This is a genomic window from Leeia oryzae DSM 17879 (assembly GCF_000376945.1).
Taxonomy (GTDB): Bacteria; Pseudomonadota; Gammaproteobacteria; order Burkholderiales; family Leeiaceae; genus Leeia; species Leeia oryzae.
This window is the reverse complement of the sequence record NZ_AQXU01000014.1, coordinates 34,889-60,865: the sequence shown is the minus strand read 5'-3', so window position 1 is coordinate 60,865 and position 25,977 is coordinate 34,889. Positions and strand designations below refer to the sequence as shown.

Below are 25,977 nucleotides of genomic sequence, written 5' to 3'. Positions count from 1 at the left end.
AAGGTGAGCCTCATTAGCTCACCTTTTATAACCATATCAAGATATAATGATTATTAATCCCAGTTCAACGCACCGCCAGACTGGTATTCAGTCACGCGGGTTTCAAAGAAGTTTTTCTCTTTCTTCAGGTCGATCATTTCGCTCATCCATGGGAACGGGTTGGTTTCGCCAGGGAATAGCGGTTCCAGACCAATCTGCTGCATGCGACGGTTGGCAATAAAGCGCAGGTATTCTTTGAACATGCCGGCGTTCAGACCCAACACACCGCGTGGCATGGTGTCTTCAGCGTAGGCGTATTCCAGATCTACCGCTTTGCGGAACAGGTCTTCCAGCTCGGCCTTGAAGCTGTCGGTCCACAGGTGCGGGTTTTCCAGCTTGATGGTGTTGATGAGGTCGATACCAAAGTTACAGTGCATGGATTCGTCACGCAGGATGTACTGATACTGCTCGGCAGCACCGGTCATCTTGTTCTGGCGGCCCAGTGCCAGAATCTGTACAAAGCCAACGTAGAAGAACAGGCCTTCCATGATGCAGGCAAACACGATCAGGGACTTCAGCAGTTGCTGGTCGGTCTCTGGCGTGCCGGTTTTGAATTCCGGGTTGGTCAGTGCATCGATGAACGGGATCAGGAATTCGTCTTTGTCACGGATGGATTTGATCTCGTGGTAAGCGTTGAAGACTTCGCCTTCGTCCAGGCCCAGGCTCTCTACGATGTACTGGTAGGCGTGGGTATGAATGGCTTCTTCAAAGGCCTGGCGCAGCAAGAACTGGCGGCACTCTGGTGCCGTAATCTGACGGTAGGTGCCGAGTACGATGTTGTTGGCGGCCAGACTGTCTGCCGTCACAAAGAAACCCAAGTTGCGCTTGACCAGACGGCGCTCGTCGTCTGACAGGCCGTTCGGGTCTTTCCACAGCTCGATATCGCGCTGCATGTTGACTTCTTGTGGCATCCAGTGGTTTGCACAAGTTGCCAGGTATTTTTCCCAGGCCCATTTGTATTTGAACGGCACCAGCTGGTTGACGTCTGTCTGACCATTGATGATGCGTTTGTCTACCACGTTAATGCGACTTTCGCTGGCAGCCACTACACTGCTGGCAGGGGTAGGCGCACTAGCATATACCGGTGCAGGGTCTGCGCGGTACGCTTGCGGTGCGGCGGCCTGCGGGGCTGCTGCGGGTTGGCTTTGGGGTTTAACTTCGTCGTCCCAACTTAACATGGTATGGCTCCTGGTATATGTACCCGTACGGGTTAGACCGCGTACGGGGAAATTCGATTCACGTTTTATGTGGATTAAGTGCACCGCAGTGCTGCGGTTGGGTCGCCCAGATGCTGTGAAAGGCATGCGACCGGTTTGTTGCTGTGTGATGTGTTTGGTGGATGTTTTGATCCACACGGTCTGCCGGGCTGCGCATCAGACGCACACCCAGACTACATCACGACCTTGGCCATCAGGCACGGAACCTGCCAGATAGTACTTATATCCAGCCGGCAGCTTCCCAATGTGTTGCAGCAACCACCTGAACCTTGTCATGCCTAGCATTCAGGTGATCGGTTTCCTGCTATATAAACCTTAAAACTCAACGCCTGAACCAACACCACCAGCGCTGCCACCATAATCGGGGCCGGGGTGGTGATGCAAGAGTGGCACTGCCAGTCTCGTCTGTCTGTGTTACCGGGGGTGGCGCATCATGCGGCATGCTGGCCACCCTATCCATGTCGGCAGATACTTGGGCAACAGGGTCGGTCATGTCCGCACTCGTTGCTTCAGTTTCCGTGACTACCCCGGTGTGGATATCCACATGGTTCGGGGCGGTATTTTCCAGTACCTCAGCCAGACGGGGTGGCTCGGCCTCCCCTTCTGCTTCCGGGCGATCAGTTCACTGGCAGCTTTCGCAGTCCGGATTGTCGATGCTGCAGAATTTCACATCGCTTGCCGGTTCTGCTGCAGCAGCGGCTGCGGCAGCACCCGCCAGCACGGTTGCGGTTTCTGCAGCGGCAGAAATACCACCAGAGACAGGTACCGCATTCAGTTCACCACCACGGCCTGTTGATTTCTCGGCAGAGGTTGCAGCCAGTGTACGCAGGTAATAGGTGGTCTTAATGCCTTTTACCCAGGCAAACTTGTACAGGTCATCCAGTTTCTTGCCGGACGCACCCGCGACATACAGGTTCAGCGACTGGCCCTGGTCAATCCATTTCTGGCGACGGGAAGCCGCTTCTACCAGCCAGCGTGGATCGACTTCAAACGCGGTAGCGTACAGGTCGCGCAGGTCTTGTGGTACGCGGTCGATACGGCCCAGTGAACCATCAAAATATTTCAGGTCGCTGACCATCACTTCGTCCCACAGACCGCGGGCTTTCAGATCACGCACCAGATAGTCGTTAGCCACTGTGAACTCGCCAGACAGGTTCGATTTCACGAACAGGTTCTGATAAGTCGGTTCGATAGAGGCAGATACACCAATGATGTTGGCAATAGTGGCGGTCGGCGCAATGGCCAGACAATTGGAGTTGCGCATGCCATGTTGCTGGATACGGGCACGCAGTGCGTCCCAGTCCAGGGTACGGCTGCGGTCTACGTCCAGATATTCGCCACGGGCTTCGGCCAGCAGGTCGATAGAATCGATTGGCAGAATGCCGCGATCCCACAGGCTGCCTTTGTAAGTGTGGTAACGGCCACGCTCTTCGGACAGCTCTGAAGACGCCCAGTAGGCGTGGAATGCAACGTGCTCCATAGAACGGTCAGCAAATTCAACAGCCGCTTCGCTACCGTAAGGGATGCGCAGCTCGTGCAGGCAATCCTGGAAGCCCATGATGCCCATCCCGACCGGACGGTGACGCAGGTTAGAGTTGCGTGCCTTTTTCACCGGATAGAAGTTGATGTCGATCACGTTATCCAGCATGCGCATGGCGATCTTGATGGTGCGCTTGAGCTTGTCGGTATCCAGTACCTTGCCGCCGTTGCCATCGCTCTTCAGGTGGGCGACCAGGTTCACAGAACCCAGGTTACACACGGCAATTTCGTTGTCGTTGGTGTTCAGGGTAATTTCTGTACACAGGTTGGAACTGTGCACCACACCAACATGTTGCTGCGGGCTGCGCAGGTTACATGGGTCCTTGAAGGTAATCCATGGGTGGCCTGTTTCGAACAGCATGGTCAGCATCTTGCGCCACAGGGTCAGGGCCGGGATTTTCTTGGCCACACGGATTTCGCCACGCTCTGCCTTGGCTTCATAGTTGGTATAGGCCACTTCAAAGGCTTTACCGTACAGGTCATGCAGGTCTGGCACTTCGCTTGGGCTGAACAATGTCCAGTCCGCACCTTGCATCACACGCTTCATGAACAGGTCAGGAATCCAGTTGGCGGTGTTCATGTCGTGCGTACGGCGACGGTCGTCACCGGTGTTCTTGCGCAGTTCCAGGAATTCTTCGATGTCGGCGTGCCAGGTTTCCAGATAGGCACACACAGCGCCTTTGCGCTTGCCACCCTGGTTAACGGCCACGGCGGTGTCGTTTACCACTTTCAGGAAAGGCACGACGCCTTGTGATTTGCCGTTGGTGCCCTTGATATGACTACCCAAGGCACGTACTGGTGTCCAGTCATTGCCCAGACCACCGGCGTATTTGGACAGCAGCGCGTTTTCCTTGATGCCTTCGTAAATGCCGTCCAGATCATCGGCAATCGTTGTCAGGTAGCAAGAAGACAACTGGCTGTGCAAGGTGCCAGAGTTAAACAATGTCGGGGTAGATGACATGAAGTCAAAGGTAGACAACACATTGTAGAACTCGATGGCGCGGGTTTCGCGGTCGATCTCGTTCAGTGCCAGGCCCATGGCGACACGCATGTAGAAAGCCTGCGGCATTTCGATACGGGTACCATGCACGTGCAGGAAGTAACGGTCATACAGGGTTTGCAGGCCCAGATAGCCAAACTGGTAATCGCGGTCGGCTTTTAGGGCTGCGCCCAGCTTCTGCAGGTCGAACTGTGCCAGTTTAGGGTCCAGCAAGTCTGCCTCGATACCCTTCTTGATAAAGCGAGGGAAGTAATCCACATAGCGCTCGGCCATTTCGGCCTGGCTCAGTTCTTCACCCACGATCTCACGGCGAATACTGTTCAGCAGCAGGCGGGCGGTCACGTAGTTGTAGGCCGGGTCATGCTCGATCATGGCACGCGCGGCCAGAATGGTGGACTTGCGCACTTCTTCTGCCGGTACGCCGTCGTACAGGTTTTTCAGGGTTTCGGCCAGCAGGTGCTCGACATCCACGATGTCTTCATAACCTTTGGCAGCAGACTCGAACAGTTCGCGCAGTTTTTTCAGGTCCAGCGGGCTGCTGGTACCGTCAATTTCCAGTACGTTAATGGCCAGATGCTGGTCATCAGAACCTTGTGCATGACGCTCGCGGTTACGCTCTTCGCGGTACAGCACGTAGGCACGGGCGACATCATGGTCACCAGAACGCATCAGGGCCAGTTCTACCTGGTCTTGAATGTCTTCGATATGAATTGCGCCGCCTTCTGGCTTGCGGCGGACAAACGCGTTAACCACGTTTTGGGTCAGTTGCTCTACGGTTTCACGCACGCGCGCACTGGCGGCGGCCTGACTGCCATGAACCGCGATGAAGGCTTTGGTCAACGCGACAGAGATCTTGACCGGTTCAAACGCAACGACAGAACCATTACGACGAATGGTTTTGTAATTGGCGTACGCGCCTTGATCTTGGGTATCGACACCGCGGTTGGCGGTATCTGGCAGCGCGGCTTCGGCGACAGTTTGCATGCATGGCCTCCATGTTGTGCAGGATAAAACCAGCTTGTCATCCGGCACGATTTATGCACTGTGGACAAGCTGTGGATAATTTGTGAATAACCACTACATCTAGTGTTATTCGTCAAGAACTGCACAAATTCTAGTACTACGAGACAATAACTGCAAGATTGATTTTTTCCAGAATTCAGGTATGTAGCAAGGGCGATTTATGCAAATGTTATTGAAAAATCAGCACGATAAATGCATAACTTCAAGCATGCAATGCAGCATTGCATGACTTTGCATTTACATAAAAATCAAGGTGATAGCGCATGGAGCTAAAGTAGATTTTTGGTCAAATGACATGTGTTTTTTCTGCCAAAAACCCTGATGAAATTATATTTTGAGCTTAATCTGGTTTGTTTGTGATGCAAAACACTAGATCTAGTGTTTTGTGAAATGATCAAACCGAGACGGGTTTGATCGTATTTATTGGTGGATATCGCTTCGCCCCATCCACCTGCCAGCCCCCTATCCTCACCAAAGAACATGGAATAAGGCATGAGCAAAACGGCGGCTTCTGCTAAACTCTGTTTCTTTACTCTCTTGCTTCGCAAAGCACCGCGATCCGCTCATGAAAAATACCGCGACCCTATTGATCAGCAGCCCGGACCGTAAAGGCCTGGTGGCTGCCATTGCCGATTTTCTGTACCAGCACAACGCCAACATCCTGCATGCAGACCAGCATCAGGATGCCACCGAAGGCATCTTTTTGATGCGGGTGGAGTGGGATCTGACCGACTTTAACCTGTCGCTGGACGAGTTTCCGGCTGCATTTGATGCGGCCATGGCAGATTTCAAGATGAACTGGCGACTGGAAGACGGCCGACGCCGTACCCGGATGGCGATTTTTGTGTCCAAGTTTGACCACTGTCTGGTCGACTTGCTGTATCGCCACAAGCAAGGCGAACTGCAGTGTGACATTCCACTGATCATCAGTAATCATGAAGATACCCGTGACATTGCCGATTTCTATGGCATTCCGTACCACGTGATCAGCGTCACGGCCCAAAACAAGGAGGCAGCAGAGGCAGAACAGTTCCGCCTGCTGGCCGAGTACAACATCGACCTGATCGTGCTGGCGCGTTACATGCAGGTATTGTCGCCGGAGTTCTGCAAGCGCTACCCGCAAAAAGTCATCAACATCCATCACAGTTTTCTGCCGGCATTCCATGGCGCACGTCCATACCACCGCGCCTTTGAACGCGGGGTGAAACTGATTGGCGCCACCGGCCACTATGTGACCGAGGTACTGGATGACGGCCCGATCATTGAACAAAACGTTGCCCGCATTTCTCACCGGGATTCGATTGACGACCTGCTGCAGAAGGGGCGTGATCTGGAACGGGTGGTACTGTCCAGTGCCGTGCGCTGGCATATAGATCATCGGGTACTGGTGTATAAAAACAAAACGGTGGTATTCGACTGAACGCCCTGCTTAACCGGTTGGTAGATGATGCCTGGCTGGTAATCACCGGCCGGGTTTCTGCCCCGTTCAAAATCGCTTTCCGGACCTGGGAACTGTCTGCCATTTTGTTGCTGATCGGCTGCGTGACGGCCACCCCCGGCGACTTCTTCAAGGCCGACCTGGTTACCCGGTTTGTCTTTTTTGGCGGCCAGTATCTGGCCGCTACCGCCACGTTCGCCTGGATTACGGCCCGCTTGCTGCGCCAGTCAGGCTACCCGATCCCGTTTATCCTGAATTACAGCCTGCTAACCTTGCTGGCCCTGCCAGATACACTGGTACCGGTAGTAGCTACGTTTGATGAAACCAGTGCCGTGATGGTCAGCATCGGCTGGATGATTTTTAGCCTGTTTGCCTTTTCCAGGGCCATGATGCGCCTGATCCCTGTCTCCAAGCCCCGCATGGCAGGCATCGTACTGGCCGGGCTGATGTCTAGCCAGCTGGTGAGCTATGTAGCCTATCAGTTTGCCGACAGCACCGGCTGGATGGATGTTTCCAGTTTCACGGCCAGCGAGTAAGTCTTTATTTCCCCTGCGGTTTTGCCTGTTGCCCAAAAAATGCCTATAGTGGATGAGAGAGCATGGATTGGCGATCCGGGCACTGCATCTGCAGTCGTGCGGGCTTGCCTCTGCTGCTTCTGGGTAGATTGTGCTCGCCCTTCCCTTACCCGGCCTTCATGCCGGTGAGCACACAGATTCGCTGACTTCTTACCGAGGGAATATCATGCCGGATACCTTACCCATCAATATCGACGTCGTGACTCATGACAATCTGGATGATCTGCTGCCGCTGATAGAGGGTTATCAGCAATTCTATGAGGCTGCGGATATAGACGAAGCACGCAACCGAGCATTCTTTGGACAGCTGATTGATGAGCCCTACCGAGGCATTCAGCATATTGCCTATGCCGCTGGCCAGCCGGTTGGCTTTACCACCCTGTATTTCACCTCGGCCAGCATCACGGCTGAGCAGATCTGCACCTTGTACGATGTATTCGTGTTACCGCTGTTTCGCGACCTGGGTTACGGCCAGCAACTGATGGAGCATGCTGCTGCATGGTCGCGCGCGGCAGGATATCCGGCCATGAACTGGTTCACTGCGCCAGACAACCACCGGGCACAGGCGGTCTACGACAAACTGCCCGCCACCAAAAGTAACTGGCTGGAATACGAGTGGAGGCTATGAACCTTGACCAAACCGGTTATTCTGACAGCATAAATATTCCCCTTGCATGATACAATGTGACTTCCTTCATTCTCGAAGCCACATTGTCATCATGCGCACTCTTCTGCTTGCGGCAAGCCTGCTGCCGACACTCGCGATTGCAGCCCCGGACTTTACGACCACCACCGGGTTCCAGCAAACCTGCCAACACGCTCCCCAAACTGCGCAAATGGCTAACGCCAATGCCGACAAACAAGCATTTGTCTTGTGTCGCGATGTTGCTTTGGTGCAGCAGGTTAGCGGCTGGCTCAAAACCAATATGGCCCGGCTGGACCAATCCAAGACCGGTTACAAACAGCTGGAGGAAGACTTGCACCGGGAAATCCTGCTGGTACGGGACCACTTGCGTACCACACGTGCGGTGCTGACGAAAATCAACCTGCAAAAAGGGGATGGCCTGAAAGTGACACCCGGAACCTGGCAGGTTGACCTGGATGGCGACAGCAAGATAGACGTCTGGGAAAAATACTTTTTTGCCATTCCCAAGGCCGGCACCCGTCCGTTTGAAGTGCATCCGCCGATGAACGAACCGGATTACTACGCTAACGAATACCAGCTGGATGCGAGCTTTCGCATCGACCAGAGCGATATCCTCTGGGCGCTGGCTTACCACCAGTTTGCCGAAGGCATCATCGAGCTGGTGGGGGCTTACCGGGTTAACCCGGACGAACAAAAAGACTTTGAGCGCATGGTTTATCTGGGCGACCCAAAAGGCATGACTCGCGCACATGCACTAATCACCAAAGGGTTCGAGACCTCGCTGGCGATGTCTCGCAGCGTACTGGCAGAAACGGATGACGAAGACGAATGGATTCCGAACCCGAAACAAAAGCATACTGCCTTTCCGCTGACGCTGGATGCTGAGTCCTTTAGTACATGGCAACACCTGCTGGAAGAAGTCATTCCGGCCTGGAAAGGCAAGACCTTGCTGGTGTCAGAAAAAATGGACAGCGGCATGCTGGCTGGCGTCACCGAGCTCTGCCCTGCCGGCCAGGGGCTGAATATTGCCCGGTATTTCCAGAAACCGCTGAAGTACCCGATGCAATCATTCACGGCCATGAACCGGGATGGGCGCATGCATCTGCCTGGTGGTTGCCAGACCGTAGACAAACAGCACCCCAAGTCTGGCCTGTTTGCGTATATTCGTGACTACATGAGTCGCCACGAAAATGATCCGCAAGCCCCTGGCATGCACTTCTTGCGGCATTTGTACTGGGTCAACTGACACACGGACCATCTGCCAAGCACAAACGGCCACTTCCACATGAAGTGGCCGTTTGTTTTTGTACGGGCAGGTTGTGCATGCACACACGTTTGAACACACGCATCAATAAACGGCAGAAAAGCACTGCATACTACGTTACAATATTGGCAATACACACCAGATGTACTCTGGCATGCAATTGCATGATGACTCCCGCTCCAACCTTATCCGACATGCGGTCAAACACGATATGCGTATAGCCATTTCCCAATTCAATGCCATCGTTGGCAATCTGTCACACAATACCCAGCAGATGCTGGAACAGACAATCACGGCAAAAGCCGCCGGTGCGCGCGTGGTGCTATTCCCGGAGCTTTCGGTGTGCGGCTATCCGCCGGAAGACTTGCTGCTGCGTCCATCCTTTTATCATGACTGTGATATGGCTCTGCAGCAGCTGGCCGATGCCAGCCAGGGGATCGCCATGGTCATCGGGCACCCGGTACTGGAAAACGGCAAACGCTTTAATGCCGTGACCGTACTGGATGGTGGCAACAAGATTGCCCACTACCGCAAACTCAGCCTGCCCAATAACGAAGTATTTGATGAATACCGTTATTTTACACCGGGCGGTGAACCTGCCGTCTTTGAGCTGGACGGGGTCAAACTGGGCATCAACATCTGTGAAGATGTCTGGCATCCGGAAGCCCCAAGGCGTGCCAAGGCGGCGGGTGCAGACATCTTGCTGGTCCCCAATGCAAGCCCATACCACCGCGGCAAAGAGCAGGAACGGGTACACATTGCCGAAGAACGCGTAGCAGAAACCGGGCTGGCCATGGTGTACGCCAACTGGGTGGGCGGACAGGACGAACTGGTGTTTGACGGTGGCTCTTTTGCGATGAATGCCAACGGACGTCTGGCGGCGCACCTGCCCCTGTTTGAATCTGCATTGGCGTATGTAGATTATGCCGATGGCCAGCTCAGCTCTGATACCCTGGCCGCCTGGCCGGATGAAGAGGCGGCGGTATATGCCGCGCTCGTGGTCGGCGTACGCGACTATATCCAGAAAAACCGTTTTCCGGGCGTACTGCTTGGCCTGTCTGGCGGAGTGGATTCGGCCCTGACACTGGCAATCGCTGTCGATGCACTGGGCGCCGACAAGGTACATTCCGTGATGATGCCTAGCCGCTATACGGCCGACATCAGCTTGACTGACTCCCGCGACATGGTAAGCCGCGTACATTGCAAATATTCCGAACTGGATATCTGGCCCATGTACGAGCAGTTTGTGGGCACCCTGGCCCCCGAGTTTAACGGCCTGCCACTGGATACCACCGAAGAAAACATTCAGGCACGTGTTCGAGGCACCCTGCTGATGGCCCTTTCCAACAAAACCGGCAAACTGGTGCTGACCACAGGTAACAAGTCCGAAATGACCACCGGTTATTGCACCCTGTACGGCGACATGGCAGGCGGCTTTGCCGTACTGAAAGACGTCAGCAAGATGTGGGTCTACCGGTTGTGCGAATATCGTAACCGCGTGACGATACATGGCCTGACCGATCCGATCCCGACCCGCATCATTACCCGGCCGCCGTCTGCCGAGTTGCGTCCGGACCAGAAGGATCAGGACAGCCTGCCACCTTATGACGTGCTGGATGCCATCATGGAACGCTATGTCGAGCATAACCAGAGCATTGCCGACATCATCAAGTCAGGTTATGCCGAGGCCGATGTCTTGCGTGTGGTCAAACTGCTGAAAATCAACGAGTACAAACGCCGTCAGGCCCCTGTGGGGGTACGCATTACGCCGCGCGGTTTTGGCAAAGACTGGCGCTACCCGATTACCAACGGGTACTTTGCGTAAGGCACGAGCTGGGATAATCCCTCGGCCGCTTGTTCATATACATATATATAGTTACTTTTAGACAGATTAGATCTCATATGCTCGTTCTTGGTATCGAAACCTCCTGTGATGAAACAGGCATTGCCCTCTACGACACGGACACCGGACTGCTGGCCCATCAGCTGCATAGCCAGATTGCCATGCATGCCGAATACGGCGGCGTAGTGCCGGAGCTGGCATCTCGCGACCATATCCGCCGGGTGTTGCCGCTGACAGAAGCTTGCCTGAAGGAGTCTGGCAAGCAGTTGAGTGATCTGGATGCCATTGCCTACACCGAGGGTCCGGGGTTGGCAGGGGCACTGCTGGTGGGTGCCAGCATCGCCAATGCGCTGGGGTTTGCGCTCGGCAAGCCGGTGATACCGGTGCACCATCTGGAAGGTCATCTGCTATCTCCCTTGCTGGCGACACCTGCACCGCAGTTTCCGTTTATCGCCCTGCTGGTGTCTGGTGGCCATTCACAACTGATGGCGGTACGTGGCGTGGGCCAATACGAGTTGCTGGGCGAAACGGTAGACGATGCCGCTGGTGAAGCATTTGACAAGACCGCCAAGCTGCTGGGCCTGTCTTACCCCGGTGGCCCCGCCTTATCCCGACTGGCTGAGCAAGGCTCGCCAGAGCGCTTTACCCTGCCCCGCCCGATGCTGCACTCCGGTGATCTGGATTTCAGCTTCTCCGGCCTGAAAACGGCGGTACTGACGCTGGTCAAGCAGCAGACAGTGCTGGATGACCAGACCAAGGCTGATATCGCCCGCGCCTTTCAGGATGCCATTGTCGACGTGCTGGTCAAAAAGTCATTGTCTGCATTAAAACAAACCGGCATGAAACAGCTGGTAGTAGCTGGTGGCGTAGGGGCAAACAAGCAACTACGCGAACAGCTAAACGAGGCAGCGGCCCGCCGAAAACTGCAAGTCTATTACCCGCCGCTGGCATTCTGTACCGACAATGGCGCCATGATTGCCTTTGCCGGTGCACAACGTCTGGCCAGCGCCAACCACGATTACCGGTTTGCCATCAAACCGCGCTGGGATTTATCCAGTTTGCCCGCCGCCTAAGTTACGTTTCGGCTCGTTAGCAGGCACCTTCCCGGGTGCCTGTTTTCCTGCGGTTCCGCCGCTGCAAAATACCCGTGTTTTAATCACCCAAACCGCATTTTTGCCCTGTTTTTCGGGTATCAGAACCTCGTTTTTGTGGTTTTTAAACGACAGCACGAACAGCGCCACAGCCCGCACCAAAACTAAACCAAGGACATTGTCATTGAGAATAGCCAAGGCATAAAACAGGCCAAGTTTTTGAAAAATATGGTTTTTCTGGTAAACTGGCGTTTTAGAGCACATTGATTACGCATGACATTTAAATATAAAGCCTCGCTTGCCGCACTCCTGCTAAGTGCCTCTTTTGCAGCCAGTGCCGACATCTATGCTTTTGTAGATGGTGACGGTGTAGCCCACTATAGTAATGAACAGGTCGATGATCGTTATACGCTTTTCAAGCGTGAAAACACGGTCACTTTGTCTGACAGTGAGCCACTGGCCACCCAGCAAAGACTGACCCCTGTCCCTAATTTCAAGCCAGCGGCCCCCGGTGTCGATGAACGCCGGAAAAAGTACGCCAAGCTGGTTCAGAAGATCGCCAAAGAGACCAAGGTTAGCCCGGCACTGCTGGATGGCATCATTACGGCAGAATCCGGTTACCAGCCCGATGCCGTATCACCACGCGGCGCACTGGGCATGATGCAGATGATGCCGGCCACTGCCGTGCGTTATGGCGTCAAAAACCCGATGAACCCGGAGCAAAACATCCGTGGTGGCGCCAAATACCTGCGCGACCTGCTGAAGATGTTTGACCAGAACCTGGAACTGGCGGTAGCAGCTTACAATGCCGGCGAAGGCTCCGTGATCCGTGCCGGGTATAACATTCCCAAGTTCAAGGAAACCCAGGACTACGTACCCCGCGTGATTGGCAACATGAACCGTGCACAGTTCCAGAACGTCAGTTTGCGCATCAGCCAGCGTTTGCGGGTTACCCTGCTGCCGATGGGACGCAAGCTGGTTGCCAAGGTTCGCCAGTTCTAAGCCATACCGTTTCGCTAAAACCAGTGTTCGCCCGCCATACTACGGCTGAACTTTTAGCGCTTGAAGCCATCAGACTACACTCAGGTCCAGTCTGGTGGCTTTTTACATTGACCGGCTGATACCTGCCTCGGGGGTAATTGACCGTACCGCTCCACCCGCAGAAGCATACCGTCCGTCAAAACACGGTTTATTCTGTCTGCTTTTTTATCAGTTACGTGTAAAATTGCCAGCTTACTTAACTTACCCACTGGACAGTCGCTCATGATGAACAAGATGCGCTATCTAGCCCTTGTGTTGCCACTCTGGCTAGGCACCTCATTCTCTGCCCATGCAGAAGGACCTGCCCCGCTTCCCTTTGATACCCCTGGCTATTCAGAGCCGCCTGCCACCAAGGCACCTGCTGCTGCGAAAGATGAAGCCCGCAAACCGGCCGCAGAAGCAGAAGAAGATGCTGAACCTGCCAAATGTGAAAAGGCCAAGCCCGCCAAGAAGGTCAAGGGCAAGAAAGCCAAACCCGTAAAAACCGTCTGCAAGCCGATAGCCAAGAAAGGCAAGGGCAAAGCCAGTGACGAAGCGGATAATGGCAGCAAGGCGTCCAAGAAAGGACGCAAGCAGGATCACGCGGATGCGCAGGAAGCGCCTGTCAAAGGCAAGCGAGGCAAACATGCCAAGCAAGAGAGTGAGAAGTCTGCACAAAGTGATAGCAGCACCAAAAAATCCAAAGGCAAAGTGATTGTGAAGAAGAAAGTGCGCAAGTAATACGTACATTCCTGCCACAATAAAAAAGGAGACCACGAGTCTCCTTTTTTATTGTTTGCTGGTAGCGCGATTTGTACAGCTGCTGCTACCGTCAACAGACAAAAAAATCCCCGGGGCTGTGAGCACCCGGGGATTTTTTAGGCAGTAAACCCGTGAAGGTTTATTTGGTGCCCAGTTCTTTTGCCAGATAGATCCAGGTTTCAACCACGGTATCCGGATTCAGGGATACGGTTTCGATACCTTGTTCTACCAGCCACTTGGCCAGATCAGGATGGTCTGACGGGCCCTGGCCACAAATACCGATGTATTTGTTGTGCTTGCGGCATGCGGTAATGGCCATGGACAACATGGCTTTCACGGCATCATTACGCTCGTCAAACAGGCTGGCAATCGGGCCGCCAGAATCACGGTCCAGTGCCAGTGTCAGCTGGGTCATGTCGTTAGAGCCGATAGAGAAGCCATCAAAGTATTCCAGGAACTGCTCAGCCAGAATGGCATTTGAAGGAATCTCGCACATCATGATCAGACGCAGGCCGTTCTTGCCGCGCTCCAGACCGTTTTCTTTCAGCAGCTCGACCACTTTGGCTGCTTCGCCAACGGTACGGACAAACGGGATCATGACTTCAACGTTGGTCAGGCCCATTTCATCGCGTACACGCTTGAGCGCACGACATTCCAGCTCGAAGCAGTCACGGAAATCGGTAGAAATGTAGCGGGATGCGCCACGGAAACCGATCATCGGGTTTTCTTCATGTGGCTCGTAGTTGGTACCACCGATCAGGTTGGCGTATTCGTTTGACTTGAAGTCAGACATACGCACGATCACCTTTTTAGGGGCAAATGCGGCACCAATGCTGGCGATACCTTCCACCAGTTTTTCAACGTAGAAGTCTACAGCAGAAGCGTAGCCGGCAATGCGCTCTTCTACCTGGGCTTTCAGGTCCCAAGGCAGGTTAGGATACGCCAGCAGGGCTTTCGGGTGAACACCGATCATGCGGTTGATGATGAATTCCAGACGCGCCAGACCCACACCTTCGTTAGGCAGCTGGCTGAAGTCGAATGCCAGCTCTGGGTTACCCACGTTCATCATCAGCTTGACTGGAGATTTTGGCATGCTGTCCAGCGCCAGATCGATGATCTCGATATCCAGCAGGCCGGCGTAGATGTTACCGGTGTCGCCTTCGGCACAAGACACGGTCACTTCCTGGCCTTCGGACAACAGGTCGGTTGCATCGCCACAACCTACCACGGCAGGGATACCCAGTTCACGCGCGATAATCGCGGCGTGGCAGGTACGACCACCACGGTTGGTCACAATGGCAGCAGCACGCTTCATGACCGGTTCCCAATCCGGGTCGGTCATGTCGGTTACCAGTACGTCGCCTTCCTTGACGTGATCCATCTCGGAGGCGTCCTTGATCAGGCGAACCACACCCTTGCCCACTTTCTGACCGATCGCACGGCCGGAAGCCAGCACTTCAGAGCGGTTATTCAGGCGGTAACGGCGCAGGGTTTCCACACGACCTTCCTGAGACTTCACGGTTTCAGGACGGGCTTGCAGGATGTACAGCTTGCCATCGATACCGTCTTTGCCCCACTCGATGTCCATTGGACGACCGTAGTGTTTCTCAATGATCAGGGCAAAACGGGACAGTTCGTTGACGTCTGCATCGGTGATAGAGAATTTGCTGCGATCTGCCAGAGGCACATCGACCGTACGGACAGAACGGCCGGTTTCTGCTTTGTCGGCAAATTCCATCTTGATCAGTTTGGAACCGATGTTACGGCGCAAAATGGCTGGAAGACCGGCTTCCAGGTTTGGTTTGTAGACGTAGAATTCGTCAGGGTTCACTGCGCCCTGCACCACGGTTTCGCCCAGACCATAAGAAGAGGTCAGGAAAACTGCTTTGTCAAAACCGGATTCGGTATCCAGGGTAAACATCACACCGGCAGCACCTTTGTCTGAGCGAACCATGCGCTGGATACCAGCAGACAGGGCAACGTCAGCGTGGGCAAAGCCTTTGTGCACACGGTAAGAAATGGCGCGGTCATTGTACAGGGAAGCAAACACGTGCTTGATGGCGGTCAGTACGTGCTCGATGCCGGAAATGTTCAGGAAGGTTTCTTGCTGGCCAGCAAAAGAAGCGTCTGGCAAGTCTTCTGCAGTGGCAGAAGAACGGACAGCCACGCAAATGGCAGAACCGGATTCTGCTTCCATTTTTGCATACGCTTCATGGATTTCTTTTTCCAGCGCAGCAGGCAATGGTGCATCAATCACCCATTGACGGATTTCTGCACCGACTTTGACCAGCGTCGCTACATCGTCAACATTCAGTTCATCCAGTGCCTTGTTGATACGGTCTGTCAGGCCGCTTTCTGTCAGAAACTGACGAAAAGCTTCTGCTGTGGTAGCAAAGCCACCCGGTACACGTACACCCGCACCAGCCAACTGGCTGATCATTTCACCCAGAGAAGCGTTCTTACCGCCAACACTCTCAACATCCGTCATCCGGAGGTGCTCAAACCAAACTACATTTTGCGACATCGTCGATTTCCCGTTGATTTACGTTTAAAACCGGCTATAGCACTGCCATCCGCATGCCGAAATGCGTTTCGCCATAGACAAAACACACCTCTTGCTAACAGGGGTGCTATTTAATGTCCGCATTCTACCGTGTTTCGTTTTTCAAGTGCGCCTAACAGGGCGAAAATATGTACAAAAAAATGAAAAAGTTTTTTACCTACACAAAAACAAGGTAATTTTGTGTAACTGCGGTAACATGGGCTATGTATTTGATCTCTTGATGTTTTGTTTCGATTCTTAGCCATCAAAATACTGGCTATAATCTGTGTTTCTTTTCTCCCCTTGGATGAGATCATGTCTTCCAGACGTAAAGTCTTTTTTGTTTCTGACCGCACCGGTATCACGGCCGAAGTTCTGGGCCACAGTCTTTTGACCCAGTTCGAAGGCATCGAATTCCAGCGCACCACGTTGCCGTTTATCGACAGTGTCGAAAAAGCGCAGCAGGTGGCTCAGAATCTGGCAGAAATCTGTCTGGAAAGCGACACGCGTCCGATCGTCTTCTCTACCATGGTGGATGCATCCATCCGCAACGCCTTGCGTCAGCGTAACAATGCGCTGCACATGGATTTTTTCGAGAAGTTCATCGACCCGCTGGAGCAGGAACTGGGCATGATGTCCTCGCACACCATGGGCAAGAGCCATGCGATTGATAACAACGAGGAATACAACACGCGGATTGATGCAGTGAACTTCACCATGAACAGTGATGACGGCGCATCCACCAAGTTCTACGAAGATGCCGACGTGATTCTGGTGGGTGTCTCCCGCTCTGGCAAAACGCCTACTTGCCTGTATCTGGCACTGCATTACGGCATCAAGGCGGCCAATTATCCGCTGGTACCGGAAGACTTCGACAGCCAGAAACTGCCAACCCGTCTGCAGCCATTCCGTAACAAGCTGTTCGGGCTGACCATTCATCCAGACCGCTTGCAGCAGATCCGTCGCGAACGCAAACCGGACAGCAAGTATGCGTCCCTCGACAATTGCCGTTTTGAACTGGCGGAGGCCGAGTCACTGATGCGCCGCGAGCGGATTCCGTATCTGGATACCACGCACAAATCGGTGGAAGAACTGGCGAGTACCATTGTGCACTCTGCCGGTCTGGCAAGACGGCTGTTCTGACCCCGTTTGCCGCATCCACCCCATAAAAAAACCACGCCAGCCAATGCTGTGCGTGGGTTTTTTATGGGTCAACCACCGGAATGGTGCTTCTGTCACGTGTCACGGCACCTAGACCTCGGGACGCTTCCAGGGCTTTAGCAGGGCATGGATCGGCTCCGGTTTATGCAGCAGGAACCCTTGTGCATAGTCGACACCGATTTCCTTGAGGCGGGACAGCGTGGCGGCCTTGTCGACAAACTCGGCCACCGTTTTGACCCCGATGGTGCTGGCAACTTGCACAAAGCAGTGCACGGTCACGTCATCCAGTGCGTCGTTTTCCAGATTGCGGATGAACTGGCCGTCGATTTTCAGGTAATCAATGGTCAGCATCTTCAGATAACCGAACGAGGATGCGCCGGCACCGAAATCATCCAGCGCGATGCGAACGTTCAGCGAACGGGCATGCTTGATGAAATGGGCGGCATCGGCCAGATTGGTGATGGCAGCGGTTTCGGTAATCTCGAAACACAACCGTTTGCATAAATCCGGGCCGGCCTCGTGCAGCATTTCATTGGCGAGATGGTGAAACGCCCGGTCACCGACCGACTGGCCAGACAAGTTGACCGATATCATGTCGATGCTGTCGAGATGCTTGACCGAACGCAGCCACGCCAGAGCATGGGCCAATACCCAGCGGTCTATCCGCGAGGTCAGGTGAAAACGCTCTGCAGCCGGAAAAAACGCCCCTGGCAAAATCAGTTTGCCATCCGTATCCACCAGCCTCAGCAGTACCTCGGCATGGATGCCTTGAGACTCGCAGTGCAGCGGTTCGATGCGTTGTGCCATCAACACAAAGCGGTCTTCATCCAGCGCCTGCTCGATGCGGGTTGCCCATTGCATTTCTCCATGACGGGATTGCAGTTGCTGGTCAGAATCAAACCAGACGTGAACCCGGTTGCGACCGGCTTCCTTGGCGGCATAGCACGAGGTGTCTGCCGCTTGCAGCAGCGTGGCAATGGATAGCCAGCGGTCGTCGATCGGGACAAGCCCGATGCTGGTGCCGATGCGGAAGCGATGCTGGTCATGGATGAAGCGGAATTTCTCCATCCGGTCGCAGATCTGCTGTGCGACCCGCTGGGCCTGCTCGGCCGGGCAGTATTCCAGAATGACAGCAAATTCGTCACCGCCCAGGCGCGCCAGAATGTCGCGCGAGCGGATGGTATCTTCCAGCAGTTTGCTGACCTGCTGCAGCAACAGGTCACCAACCGCATGCCCGCAGGCATCGTTGACCAGTTTGAACTGATCCAGATCGATATACATCAGCGCGTGTTCGCTGTGCTCTTCTTGCGCTCTGGACAAGAACTGCTGCAGGGTGGATTCGAATTCGGTGCGGTTGATCAGTCCCGTCAGCGGGTCATGGGTGGCGCGGAAAGTCATTTCGCTGGACAGGCGACGTTGTTCGGTCACGTCCCGGAACACCAGCACCACGCCCAGCAAGTCGCCCGACTCGGTGCGAATCGGGGAAGCGGAATCCTCGATGCCGAATTCGGCGCCGAACCGTGAAATCAGCATGGCATGGTGATGACTGCTGCCAACCTGCTGCCCCTGTGCCAGGCAGATGGCGACCGGGTTGGCGATAGGCTGCCGGGTTTTTTCATTGGCAATCTTGAACACATGGTCCAGCGGCTGGCCTTCGGCCTCCTGGTTGCTCCAGCCGGTGAGCTGCTCGGCCACCGGGTTGAGCCAGCGGATATTCTGGTGCACATCGGTGGTGATGACCGCATCGGCAATGGATTGCAAGGTCACACGCAATAATTCGTGCTGGGTAGCAAGTTCTGACGCCAGCTGCCGCAGATCCGTCACGTCCCAGTTGGCACCGATCAGGCGGACGATGTTCCCCTCTGCATCCCGGTACGAGCGCGCCCGGGTACGTATATGGTGCAGGCTGCCATCCGGCCAGATCACCCGGAATTCGCTGTCCAGATCCCGGCCCTCGGCGATGGCATCGAATTTTTCTTTTTCGATCTTGGGCAGGTCGTCAGGATGCAGCCGTTGGCGCCAGTGGTCATCCGCAGACATGCCGGGCTGTTCTGTCACGCCAAACAGGCGGTATACCCAGTGGTCCCAAATAACCGATTCGGTGGCGAGGTCGAACTCCCAGATGCCGATCTGGCCGCTATCGGTCGCCAGCCGGATACGGTCTCGGGCTTCTTCGATATCCTGCCGCTGCATGACGCGATCGGTGACGTCCTGAAAGGCCCCCACGACCCGCGTCCGCTTGTCTTCATCGTATTCGACTGAACCCACCACCCGTGCCCACATCGGTTTACCGTTAATCGGCAACATGGGGAGTTCCAGATCCCAGCCTTCGCCGGTCATCAGGCTGTTTTCCAGTGCCTGGCGAAACACGGGGCGCGCTTTGGGCTCGAAGAAATCGATGGCTTCGTCCAGAATCGGCTGGTAACCGGGTTCTACCCCGTGCAAACGGCAGGTTTCATCAGACCAGATCAGCTCGTAACTCTGCGCGTCAAACTCCCAGCCGCCGACGCTGGCCAGACGGCCAGTCCGATCGAGGAAGGTCTGGCTCTTGCGCAGCGCGTCTTCCTGATGCCGTCTGTCCGTGATGTTTTGCTGGATGCCATACATCCACTCGGGACGACCATCCGGCGTCCAGGACATGACCTGTCCCTGGTCCAGTACCCAGATCCAACGACCTTCTTTGTGATGAATCCTAAACTCGCATTGATAAGTATCTGTCTTGCCGGCGAGGTGTTTTTCGATTTCTGTGATGACATGCGGCATGTCATCCGGATGAATCAGGTCATCCCAGGCGCGAGAGGACATCGCCAGCACTTCGTCCAGCGTCATACCCAGCATGTGGGCCCATTGCGCATTGAACCGGGTTTCGCCGGTCTGGGGGTTCCACTCCCAGGTGCCTGCGCGCGCACTGTCCAGCGCATAGGTCAGGCGCTGGCGCTCTTGCTCCAGTGCCTGTTCGGCTTGCTGCCGCTCTGCCAGCAGCTGCTCTTGCTCCCGCATGGCACGGCGGCCTTCCAGCAAGCTGGCCGCCACGGTCGCCAGATGGCGCAGCAGGTCTTTTTGCTGATCGGTCAGGTGACCAGGTTTCTGGTCGATGATGCACAGGGTGCCGACTGCAGCACCGTTGCTCAAACGGATGGGCGCACCTGCATAAAAGCGGATGAACGGGCTTTGGGTCACCAGCGGATTATTGGCAAACAGCGGGTTCTGCAAGGCATCCTGCACTTCGTAAATGTCTTGCTGCCCGATGGCATGGGTACAAAAAGAAATGTCTCTTGGCGTTTCGGTCACGCCTTCCAGGCCTTTGTTGGCCTTGAACCATTGACGGTCTGCATCGATGAGGCTGACCAGAGAAACAGGGGTGCCGCAAATCGTGGCTGCGGTTTGTACCAGGGCATCAAATGCCGCTTCGGGCATTGTATCCAGTACGTGCAGGTTACGGAGAGCCTCCAGGCGGATAAACTCGTCCTGCGGCATCGGGGTTGGGTGCATCGGACATCCCGAACTGAGAATTGATTTGATTTCAGTATAGGGAAAGCATTTGAGCAGCACAAGTAAGGTTTGGCAAGGAATGGCGCCGACTCTACGGCCTCTTGCCTCGCTTGCGACTGTTTTCGGCCAGTGCTGTCACATTCGGGCTTGAGGTGATGACTGGACATTCAGTTTCTGCCCATGTAAAAAACCCGGGTAGCATATCTGCTACCCGGGTTTGTCTGCGTATCGTGGGCGCATTCACCATGCGGATGATTATTTTGGCTGGTAAATCTGGTCAAAACTGCCACCATCGGCAAAGTGAGCCTTGGTCGCTTTTGGCCAGTCACCAAAGAATTCACCCAAGGTAAACAGTTTCACCTTCGGGAACTGCTTGGCATATTTGGCCACGGCGGCAGCATCACGCGGGCGGTAGTAGTTTTGACCGATCAGGTCTTGCCCTTGCGGGGTGTACAGGAACTTCAGATATGCTTCGGCTTGCTTGCGGGTGCCGTGCTTGTCCACGTTTTTGTCGACCACTGCCACCGGTGGTTCTGCCAGAATGCTCTCGCTCGGGGCGACAATCTCGAACTTGCCCGGCTCCAGCTCTTTCAGTGACAGCAGGGCTTCGTTCTCCCAGGCAATCAGCACGTCACCCACGCCTTTTTCCACAAACGTGGTGGTGGCACCGCGAGCGCCAGAATCCAGCACCGGCACGTGCTTGAACAATTCAGTTACGAATGCCTTGGCTTTGGCCTGATCACCCTTGTTCTGTTGCAATGCCCAGCCCCAGGCGGCCAGATAGTTCCAGCGGGCGCCGCCCGAGGTTTTCGGGTTCGGGGTAATTACCTGTACGCCCGGCTTGATCAGGTCGCCCCAGTCCTTGATGCCTTTCGGGTTGCCTTTTTTCACCAGAAACACGATGGTGGAGTAGTAAGGGGTACTGTTGTTTGGCAAACGGCTTTGCCAGTTGGCGGGCAGCAAGTTGCCTTTGTCGGCAATTTCATTGATGTCTTGCGCCAGTGCCAGTGTGACCACGTCGGCCTCCAGACCATCAATCACCGAACGGGCCTGTTTGCCGGAGCCACCATGCGAGGCCTTGAGGGTGATGGTTTCGCCGGTGTCTTTTTTCCATTTGTCAGCAAATGCCTTGTTGACGTCCTGATACAGCTCGCGGGTCGGATCGTAGGAAACATTCAGCAGCGACACATCGGCAAACGCCGGGGTAATCAGGGCAGACAGCGTCAGGGCAATCAGAGACTTCTTGAACATGAGTACGGCTCCTTGATGGGTTTGGTTTGTTTAATTCAGTCAGTGGTTAAATTCAGTGAGGCCAGTGTACCCATCCGCAAATAAAAACAAAAAGAATATAAAATAATTTTTATAGATCAAAATAGAATATATTGGTCAATAAAAAACCCCACACCAGTTGCCTGTGTGTGGGGTGAATGAGGCGCTTGCAGACGGATCAGAACGGCTTGTCTCCCAGAATGGTGGCCCGATGCATGATGCGCCGATGCGGCAGGTAGTCGTCCACCGCAATGTGCTGGGTAATCCGGTTATCCCAGAACACGACATCATTCGGCTGCCAGCGCCAGCGGACAGTAAAGTTGGCCTTTGCAACGTGCTGGTAGAGGAACTGCAAGATGGCACGACTTTCTGCTTCGGGCAGCCCTACGATACGACGTGTGAAATCTTCATTCACGAAGATAGCCTTCTTGCCGCTGACCGGATGCGTGCGCACCACCGGATGTATCACGGGCGGGTTGGCCGCCTTGGCTTTGTCCCATTGCTCACGCTGCCGGGGCGTAATGGCATAACGGTCTTCCGGAAACGAATGGGTAAAATCGTGCACGGCCGTCAACGGGGCAATCAGCTGCTTGAAGGACTCTGACAAGGCATCGTATGCCGCGGTTGCACTGGCCCATACGGTATCGCCACCAAGGGGTGGCAACTGCTTGGCAGCCAGTATCGCCCCCAGTGGCGGTGTCTCGATACAAGACACATCGGAGTGCCAGTGAATGGCATCCGGCGGGTTATCGCCATGGGTATCCAGAATCATGATTTCTGGCTCGTCCGGTACTTGCGGGTAGATTGGATGAATATGCAGCTTGCCGAAGCTGGCGGCAAAATCGCGCTGCTGCCGGTCGGTGATGGGCTGATTACGGAAAAACAGCACCTGATGTTCGACCAGCAGCCGGGCAATGTCCTGCTTCAGGGATTCGGTTAACGGCGCCGCCAGGCTCAAGCCGCTGACCTCGGCCCCCAGTGCGGGGGTCAGTCTTGTCACGTGTAATTCACTCATGATGTTTTCCTGTGAATGATGCGGATAAAAATGGCCTCATAACTCGTTTTGCCAGGGGGTTAGTCGGGCCTGGAGGGTGCGCAAGCCGAGCTCCAGCACCAGCGCGATGGAGGCAATGACCAGAATGCCGGCTATCACCACATCGGTGACCAAAAACTTGGACGCCGCATGCACCATGAACCCCAGTCCCTCGGTGGCGGCGATCAGCTCTGCCGCCACCAGGGTGGACCAGCCCGCCCCCAGTGCGATGCGCAGCCCGGTGAGCACGTCCGGCAAGGCACTGGGCAACACCACATGCCGCAGCAATTGCCAGCGGGATGCGCCCAGAGACAAGGCGGCCTGACGGCGGGTGTCCGACACGCGCCCGACGCCGCTGGCAGTGGCAATGGCAAGCGGGGCAAAAATCGCAAAGTAGATCAGCAACACTTTGGAGAGTTCGCCAATGCCAAACCAGATCACCATCAGGGGTAGGTAGGCCAATGGCGGGATGGGCCGGTAAAATTCGATCAGCGGGTCCAGGATGCCGCGCCCTACCCGGCTCAGCCCCATGAACAACCCGGCGGGCACCGCTGTCACCAGCGCCAGGCCCAAGGCAGCGCCAATCCGGAACAGGCTGGCTTGCAGATGCGCCCATAGCGTGACATCCATAAACCCGTTGCGGGCCAGGTCGCCTAGCCGCTTGAACACGGCCCAAGGCGAGGGCAACAGGATGTCCGGGATCACCCCGAACACCGTCACCAGCCACCAGGCCGCCAGCACGGTTAGCAGGGTCAGGCTGCTGACCACAGCCTTGATGCTCAGGAATGCCTGCAACCGGGCCAGTAACGATCGCTCGTCGGAAACCTGCGGAACGTGCGGGTTCTCATAAAGAGACGGGTCTTCCAGCAGAATGCTCATGCGTACTCCGTTTGTTGAATGATGTCATCCAGCACCTGGCTTTTGGCAATGGCAAAGGCCGGGTCCTGCTTGATGCTGCGGGCACTCTCGCCATTGGCGTAGCGCCGCGCAAAGTCATACTCGTGCCGGGCGACAATCCGCCCCGGCCGGGGCGAGAAAATCAGCAGCTCCGTCGACATCAGCACTGCTTCTTCGATACTGTGGGTAATCAGGAAAATGCCCTTGCCGGTATCCCGCCAGACATCCAGCACCAGCGTCTGCATCTGCTCCCGGGTCAAAGCATCCAGCGCCCCCAGGGGTTCATCCATCAGCAGCCAGGACGGATTGGCCGCCAGCGCCCTGGCCAGTCCTACCCGCTGACGCATACCGCCGGAAATCTCGCTGATTCGGTGTTGCTCGAACCCCGCCAGCCCGACCTGAGCCAGCACCGTACGCGCCCGGGCTTGCTTCTCTGCCTTCGATATCCCCTGCAGCGTCAGGCCAAAGGCCACGTTATCCAGCACCGACAGCCACGGAAACAGGGCATCGTCCTGAAACACCACGCCTCGGTCTGCACCCGGCCCGCTCACTACCTGACCGTCTACGGCGATTCGGCCTGCAGAGGGGAACTGGAAGCCAGCCAGCAACGACAGCAAAGTACTCTTGCCGCAGCCAGAGGCGCCCAGCGCCACCACAAAATCGCCCTGCCGGATACTGACCGAGACATTTTCCAGTGCATGGACAGTGCCTCTGGGCGAGGGATAGGTTTTATGAACCTGATGGGCTATCAAGGTAGAAGACATGGCATTCCTGACACTCAGCGACGCGGGGCGTCAGACAAGGTGCGCCAAGTGTGGCCACCTTGTCTGACGGGCGAATGGTTTGACAGATGACGTTACTTCAGGCTGGCCGCCTTGCGAACAAACTGGGCATCGACCGCCTCGGTGTACGATGGCAAGGTCTGATCGATTTTCTTCTGCTCTTTCAGGAAGGCCGCCGTCGCGGTAATCGCCTTGACAGACCCGCCGCCCAGAATGGCCGCAGACAACTGTTCACTGGCAACCGGATACTTGTTACCGGCCAGCAGCGCCGGGATATCCTCTGGCGTAGCGCCGCTCAGGTCAGAGATTTTCTTGACGATGTCGGAGTTTGCCGTCCATTTGCTGGCGTTTTTGCGGTACTCCGCATTCACATCCAGCGTAACTTTGGCAAATTTGGTCACAAAATCCGGATGTGATGCAGCAAAGTCCTTGCGCACCACCCAGCTATCAAAGGTTGGCGAGCCCCATTTGCCGACTTCCGCCGAATCTGTCAGCACCTTGCCGCTTTGCTTGATCTTGCCCAGCGCCGGGTCCCAGGTGTAGGCCGCATCAATATCGCCACGTTGCCAGGCCGCAAAGATTTCTGGCGGGGCCAGATTGACGATCTTGGTTTTGGTCGGGTCCACCTTCCAGTGTTTCAGCGCAGACAGCAGGCTGTAGTGGGCGGTCGATACAAACGGCGTGGCAATGGTTTTACCGGCAAAATCCTGCGGTTTGCTGATACCGGCACCATTGCGAACCACCAGCGCCTCGGAGCCACCGGTAAGCGCATTCACCACAAAGGCCTTGATCGGCAAACCACGGCTGGTCGATGCCGCCAGCGGGCTGGAACCAATATTGCCGATCTGCACATCGCCAGAGGCAATGGCAGTCACAATATCTGCACCGCTGTCAAAACGCTTCCAGTTGATCTTCCAGCCGGTGGCTTTTTCGTAGCGCCCTTCAATCTGGGCCAGTTTGGCCGGATCAGCCCCATACTGATAAGCGACAGTGACTTCTTCTGCGGCGGCGGAGGTGAGCCAGGTAGCTCCGGTGAGTGCGATGGCAATGGTCAACCAGCGTTTGTGGGCAGGCTTTTTCATGAGGTTTCTCCCTGATGGATTCATTAAAACAAATCGGTTTATCGTGAACACAGGGATATATTAAATATCGTTTTTTATTTCTAAAAATTATATTTAATCATTATTAAATGCAGAATTGATCTAAAGAGGCCGCCAGTTGTTTCTGCGGATGAAAAACCCGCCAATCCGGGCGAGAAAAACATAATTCGGGGTATTTTGGTGCAAAAAAGGGAGGAGATACCTGCATAGGAGCACTGCGGCGCACTAAGCAAAGAAGCAAGTA

General features: G+C 55.1%; 19 protein-coding genes. 9 read left to right on the top strand and 10 right to left on the bottom strand.

Annotated features, from left to right (window positions below; translation table 11 throughout):
- Window positions 1-53: 53 nt before the first annotated feature.
- Both F552_RS0102420 and F552_RS0102415 read right to left on the bottom strand, forming a co-directional pair.
- The gene (locus F552_RS0102420; RefSeq protein ID WP_018150123.1) at window positions 54-1,217 is read right to left on the bottom strand and encodes a ribonucleotide-diphosphate reductase subunit beta; all 1,164 of its coding nucleotides are present in this window, start codon (window positions 1,215-1,217) and stop codon (window positions 54-56) included.
- Window positions 1,218-1,878: 661 nt separating this feature from the next.
- On the bottom strand, window positions 1,879-4,779 hold the full coding sequence (locus F552_RS0102415; RefSeq protein WP_018150122.1) for a ribonucleoside-diphosphate reductase subunit alpha: 2,901 nt from the start codon (window positions 4,777-4,779) through the stop codon (window positions 1,879-1,881).
- Between the two features lie 604 nt (window positions 4,780-5,383).
- Here F552_RS0102415 and purU point away from each other — a divergent pair.
- From purU to tsaD, 6 genes are all read left to right on the top strand, one after another.
- Window positions 5,384-6,238: a formyltetrahydrofolate deformylase gene (purU, locus tag F552_RS0102410; protein WP_018150121.1), complete on the top strand. Its 855-nt coding sequence runs from the start codon at window positions 5,384-5,386 to the stop codon at window positions 6,236-6,238.
- 17 nt (window positions 6,239-6,255) lie between these two features.
- The gene (locus tag F552_RS0102405) at window positions 6,256-6,792 is read left to right on the top strand and encodes a hypothetical protein (RefSeq protein WP_018150120.1); all 537 of its coding nucleotides are present in this window, start codon (window positions 6,256-6,258) and stop codon (window positions 6,790-6,792) included.
- A gap of 205 nt (window positions 6,793-6,997) precedes the next feature.
- Window positions 6,998-7,459 (top strand): GNAT family N-acetyltransferase, encoded by a 462-nt coding sequence (locus tag F552_RS0102400; RefSeq protein ID WP_018150119.1) that lies wholly within the window; start codon window positions 6,998-7,000, stop codon window positions 7,457-7,459.
- 91 nt (window positions 7,460-7,550) lie between these two features.
- Window positions 7,551-8,723, top strand: a complete 1,173-nt coding sequence (locus F552_RS0102395) for a hypothetical protein (RefSeq protein ID WP_018150118.1) — start codon at window positions 7,551-7,553, stop codon at window positions 8,721-8,723.
- Window positions 8,724-8,895: 172 nt separating this feature from the next.
- Window positions 8,896-10,566, top strand: a complete 1,671-nt coding sequence (locus F552_RS0102390; RefSeq protein WP_018150117.1) for an NAD+ synthase — start codon at window positions 8,896-8,898, stop codon at window positions 10,564-10,566.
- Window positions 10,567-10,643: 77 nt separating this feature from the next.
- Complete coding sequence (tsaD, locus tag F552_RS0102385; RefSeq protein WP_018150116.1) at window positions 10,644-11,657, top strand: tRNA (adenosine(37)-N6)-threonylcarbamoyltransferase complex transferase subunit TsaD; 1,014 nt, start codon at window positions 10,644-10,646, stop codon at window positions 11,655-11,657.
- Here tsaD and F552_RS0102380 read toward each other — a convergent pair.
- Window positions 11,634-11,939 (bottom strand): hypothetical protein, encoded by a 306-nt coding sequence (locus tag F552_RS0102380; RefSeq protein ID WP_018150115.1) that lies wholly within the window; start codon window positions 11,937-11,939, stop codon window positions 11,634-11,636. The two genes, tsaD and F552_RS0102380, sit on opposite strands and share 24 nt — an antisense overlap.
- Window positions 11,940-11,948: 9 nt before the next feature.
- Here F552_RS0102380 and F552_RS18265 point away from each other — a divergent pair, with 9 nt between their 5' ends.
- Both F552_RS18265 and F552_RS0102370 read left to right on the top strand, forming a co-directional pair.
- Window positions 11,949-12,677 (top strand): lytic transglycosylase domain-containing protein, encoded by a 729-nt coding sequence (locus F552_RS18265; protein WP_018150114.1) that lies wholly within the window; start codon window positions 11,949-11,951, stop codon window positions 12,675-12,677.
- Between the two features lie 261 nt (window positions 12,678-12,938).
- A complete protein-coding gene (locus F552_RS0102370; protein WP_018150113.1) occupies window positions 12,939-13,436 on the top strand; it encodes a hypothetical protein in 498 nt (165 codons plus the stop codon).
- A gap of 160 nt (window positions 13,437-13,596) precedes the next feature.
- On the opposite strand, the gene ppsA is transcribed toward F552_RS0102370, so the two are convergent.
- A complete protein-coding gene (ppsA, locus tag F552_RS0102365; protein WP_026182324.1) occupies window positions 13,597-15,981 on the bottom strand; it encodes a phosphoenolpyruvate synthase in 2,385 nt (794 codons plus the stop codon).
- Window positions 15,982-16,314: 333 nt separating this feature from the next.
- Here ppsA and ppsR point away from each other — a divergent pair, with 333 nt between their 5' ends.
- Complete coding sequence (ppsR, locus tag F552_RS0102360; protein WP_018150111.1) at window positions 16,315-17,142, top strand: posphoenolpyruvate synthetase regulatory kinase/phosphorylase PpsR; 828 nt, start codon at window positions 16,315-16,317, stop codon at window positions 17,140-17,142.
- Window positions 17,143-17,250: 108 nt separating this feature from the next.
- On the opposite strand, the gene F552_RS20280 is transcribed toward ppsR, so the two are convergent.
- The 6 genes from F552_RS20280 to tauA all read right to left on the bottom strand — a co-directional run bounded on the left by F552_RS20280 (window position 17,251) and on the right by tauA (window position 25,715).
- On the bottom strand, window positions 17,251-20,652 hold the full coding sequence (locus F552_RS20280; RefSeq protein ID WP_018150110.1) for an EAL domain-containing protein: 3,402 nt from the start codon (window positions 20,650-20,652) through the stop codon (window positions 17,251-17,253).
- Window positions 20,653-20,907: 255 nt separating this feature from the next.
- On the bottom strand, window positions 20,908-21,903 hold the full coding sequence (locus F552_RS0102350) for a sulfate ABC transporter substrate-binding protein (protein WP_018150109.1): 996 nt from the start codon (window positions 21,901-21,903) through the stop codon (window positions 20,908-20,910).
- Window positions 21,904-22,099: 196 nt separating this feature from the next.
- Window positions 22,100-22,936 carry a taurine dioxygenase gene (gene tauD, locus F552_RS0102345; RefSeq protein WP_018150108.1) on the bottom strand — a complete coding sequence of 279 codons (837 nt, stop codon included), beginning with the start codon at window positions 22,934-22,936 and terminating at the stop codon, window positions 22,100-22,102.
- A 36-nt stretch (window positions 22,937-22,972) separates the two neighbouring features.
- Complete coding sequence (locus F552_RS0102340) at window positions 22,973-23,833, bottom strand: ABC transporter permease subunit (RefSeq protein ID WP_018150107.1); 861 nt, start codon at window positions 23,831-23,833, stop codon at window positions 22,973-22,975.
- Window positions 23,830-24,615, bottom strand: a complete 786-nt coding sequence (locus F552_RS0102335) for a taurine ABC transporter ATP-binding protein (RefSeq protein ID WP_018150106.1) — start codon at window positions 24,613-24,615, stop codon at window positions 23,830-23,832. Before F552_RS0102335 ends, F552_RS0102340 begins: the two co-directional genes overlap by 4 nt.
- Before the next feature lie 92 nt (window positions 24,616-24,707).
- Entirely contained in the window at window positions 24,708-25,715 is a 1,008-nt protein-coding gene (gene tauA / locus F552_RS0102330; protein WP_018150105.1) for a taurine ABC transporter substrate-binding protein, read from the bottom strand.
- Window positions 25,716-25,977: the final 262 nt, after the last annotated feature.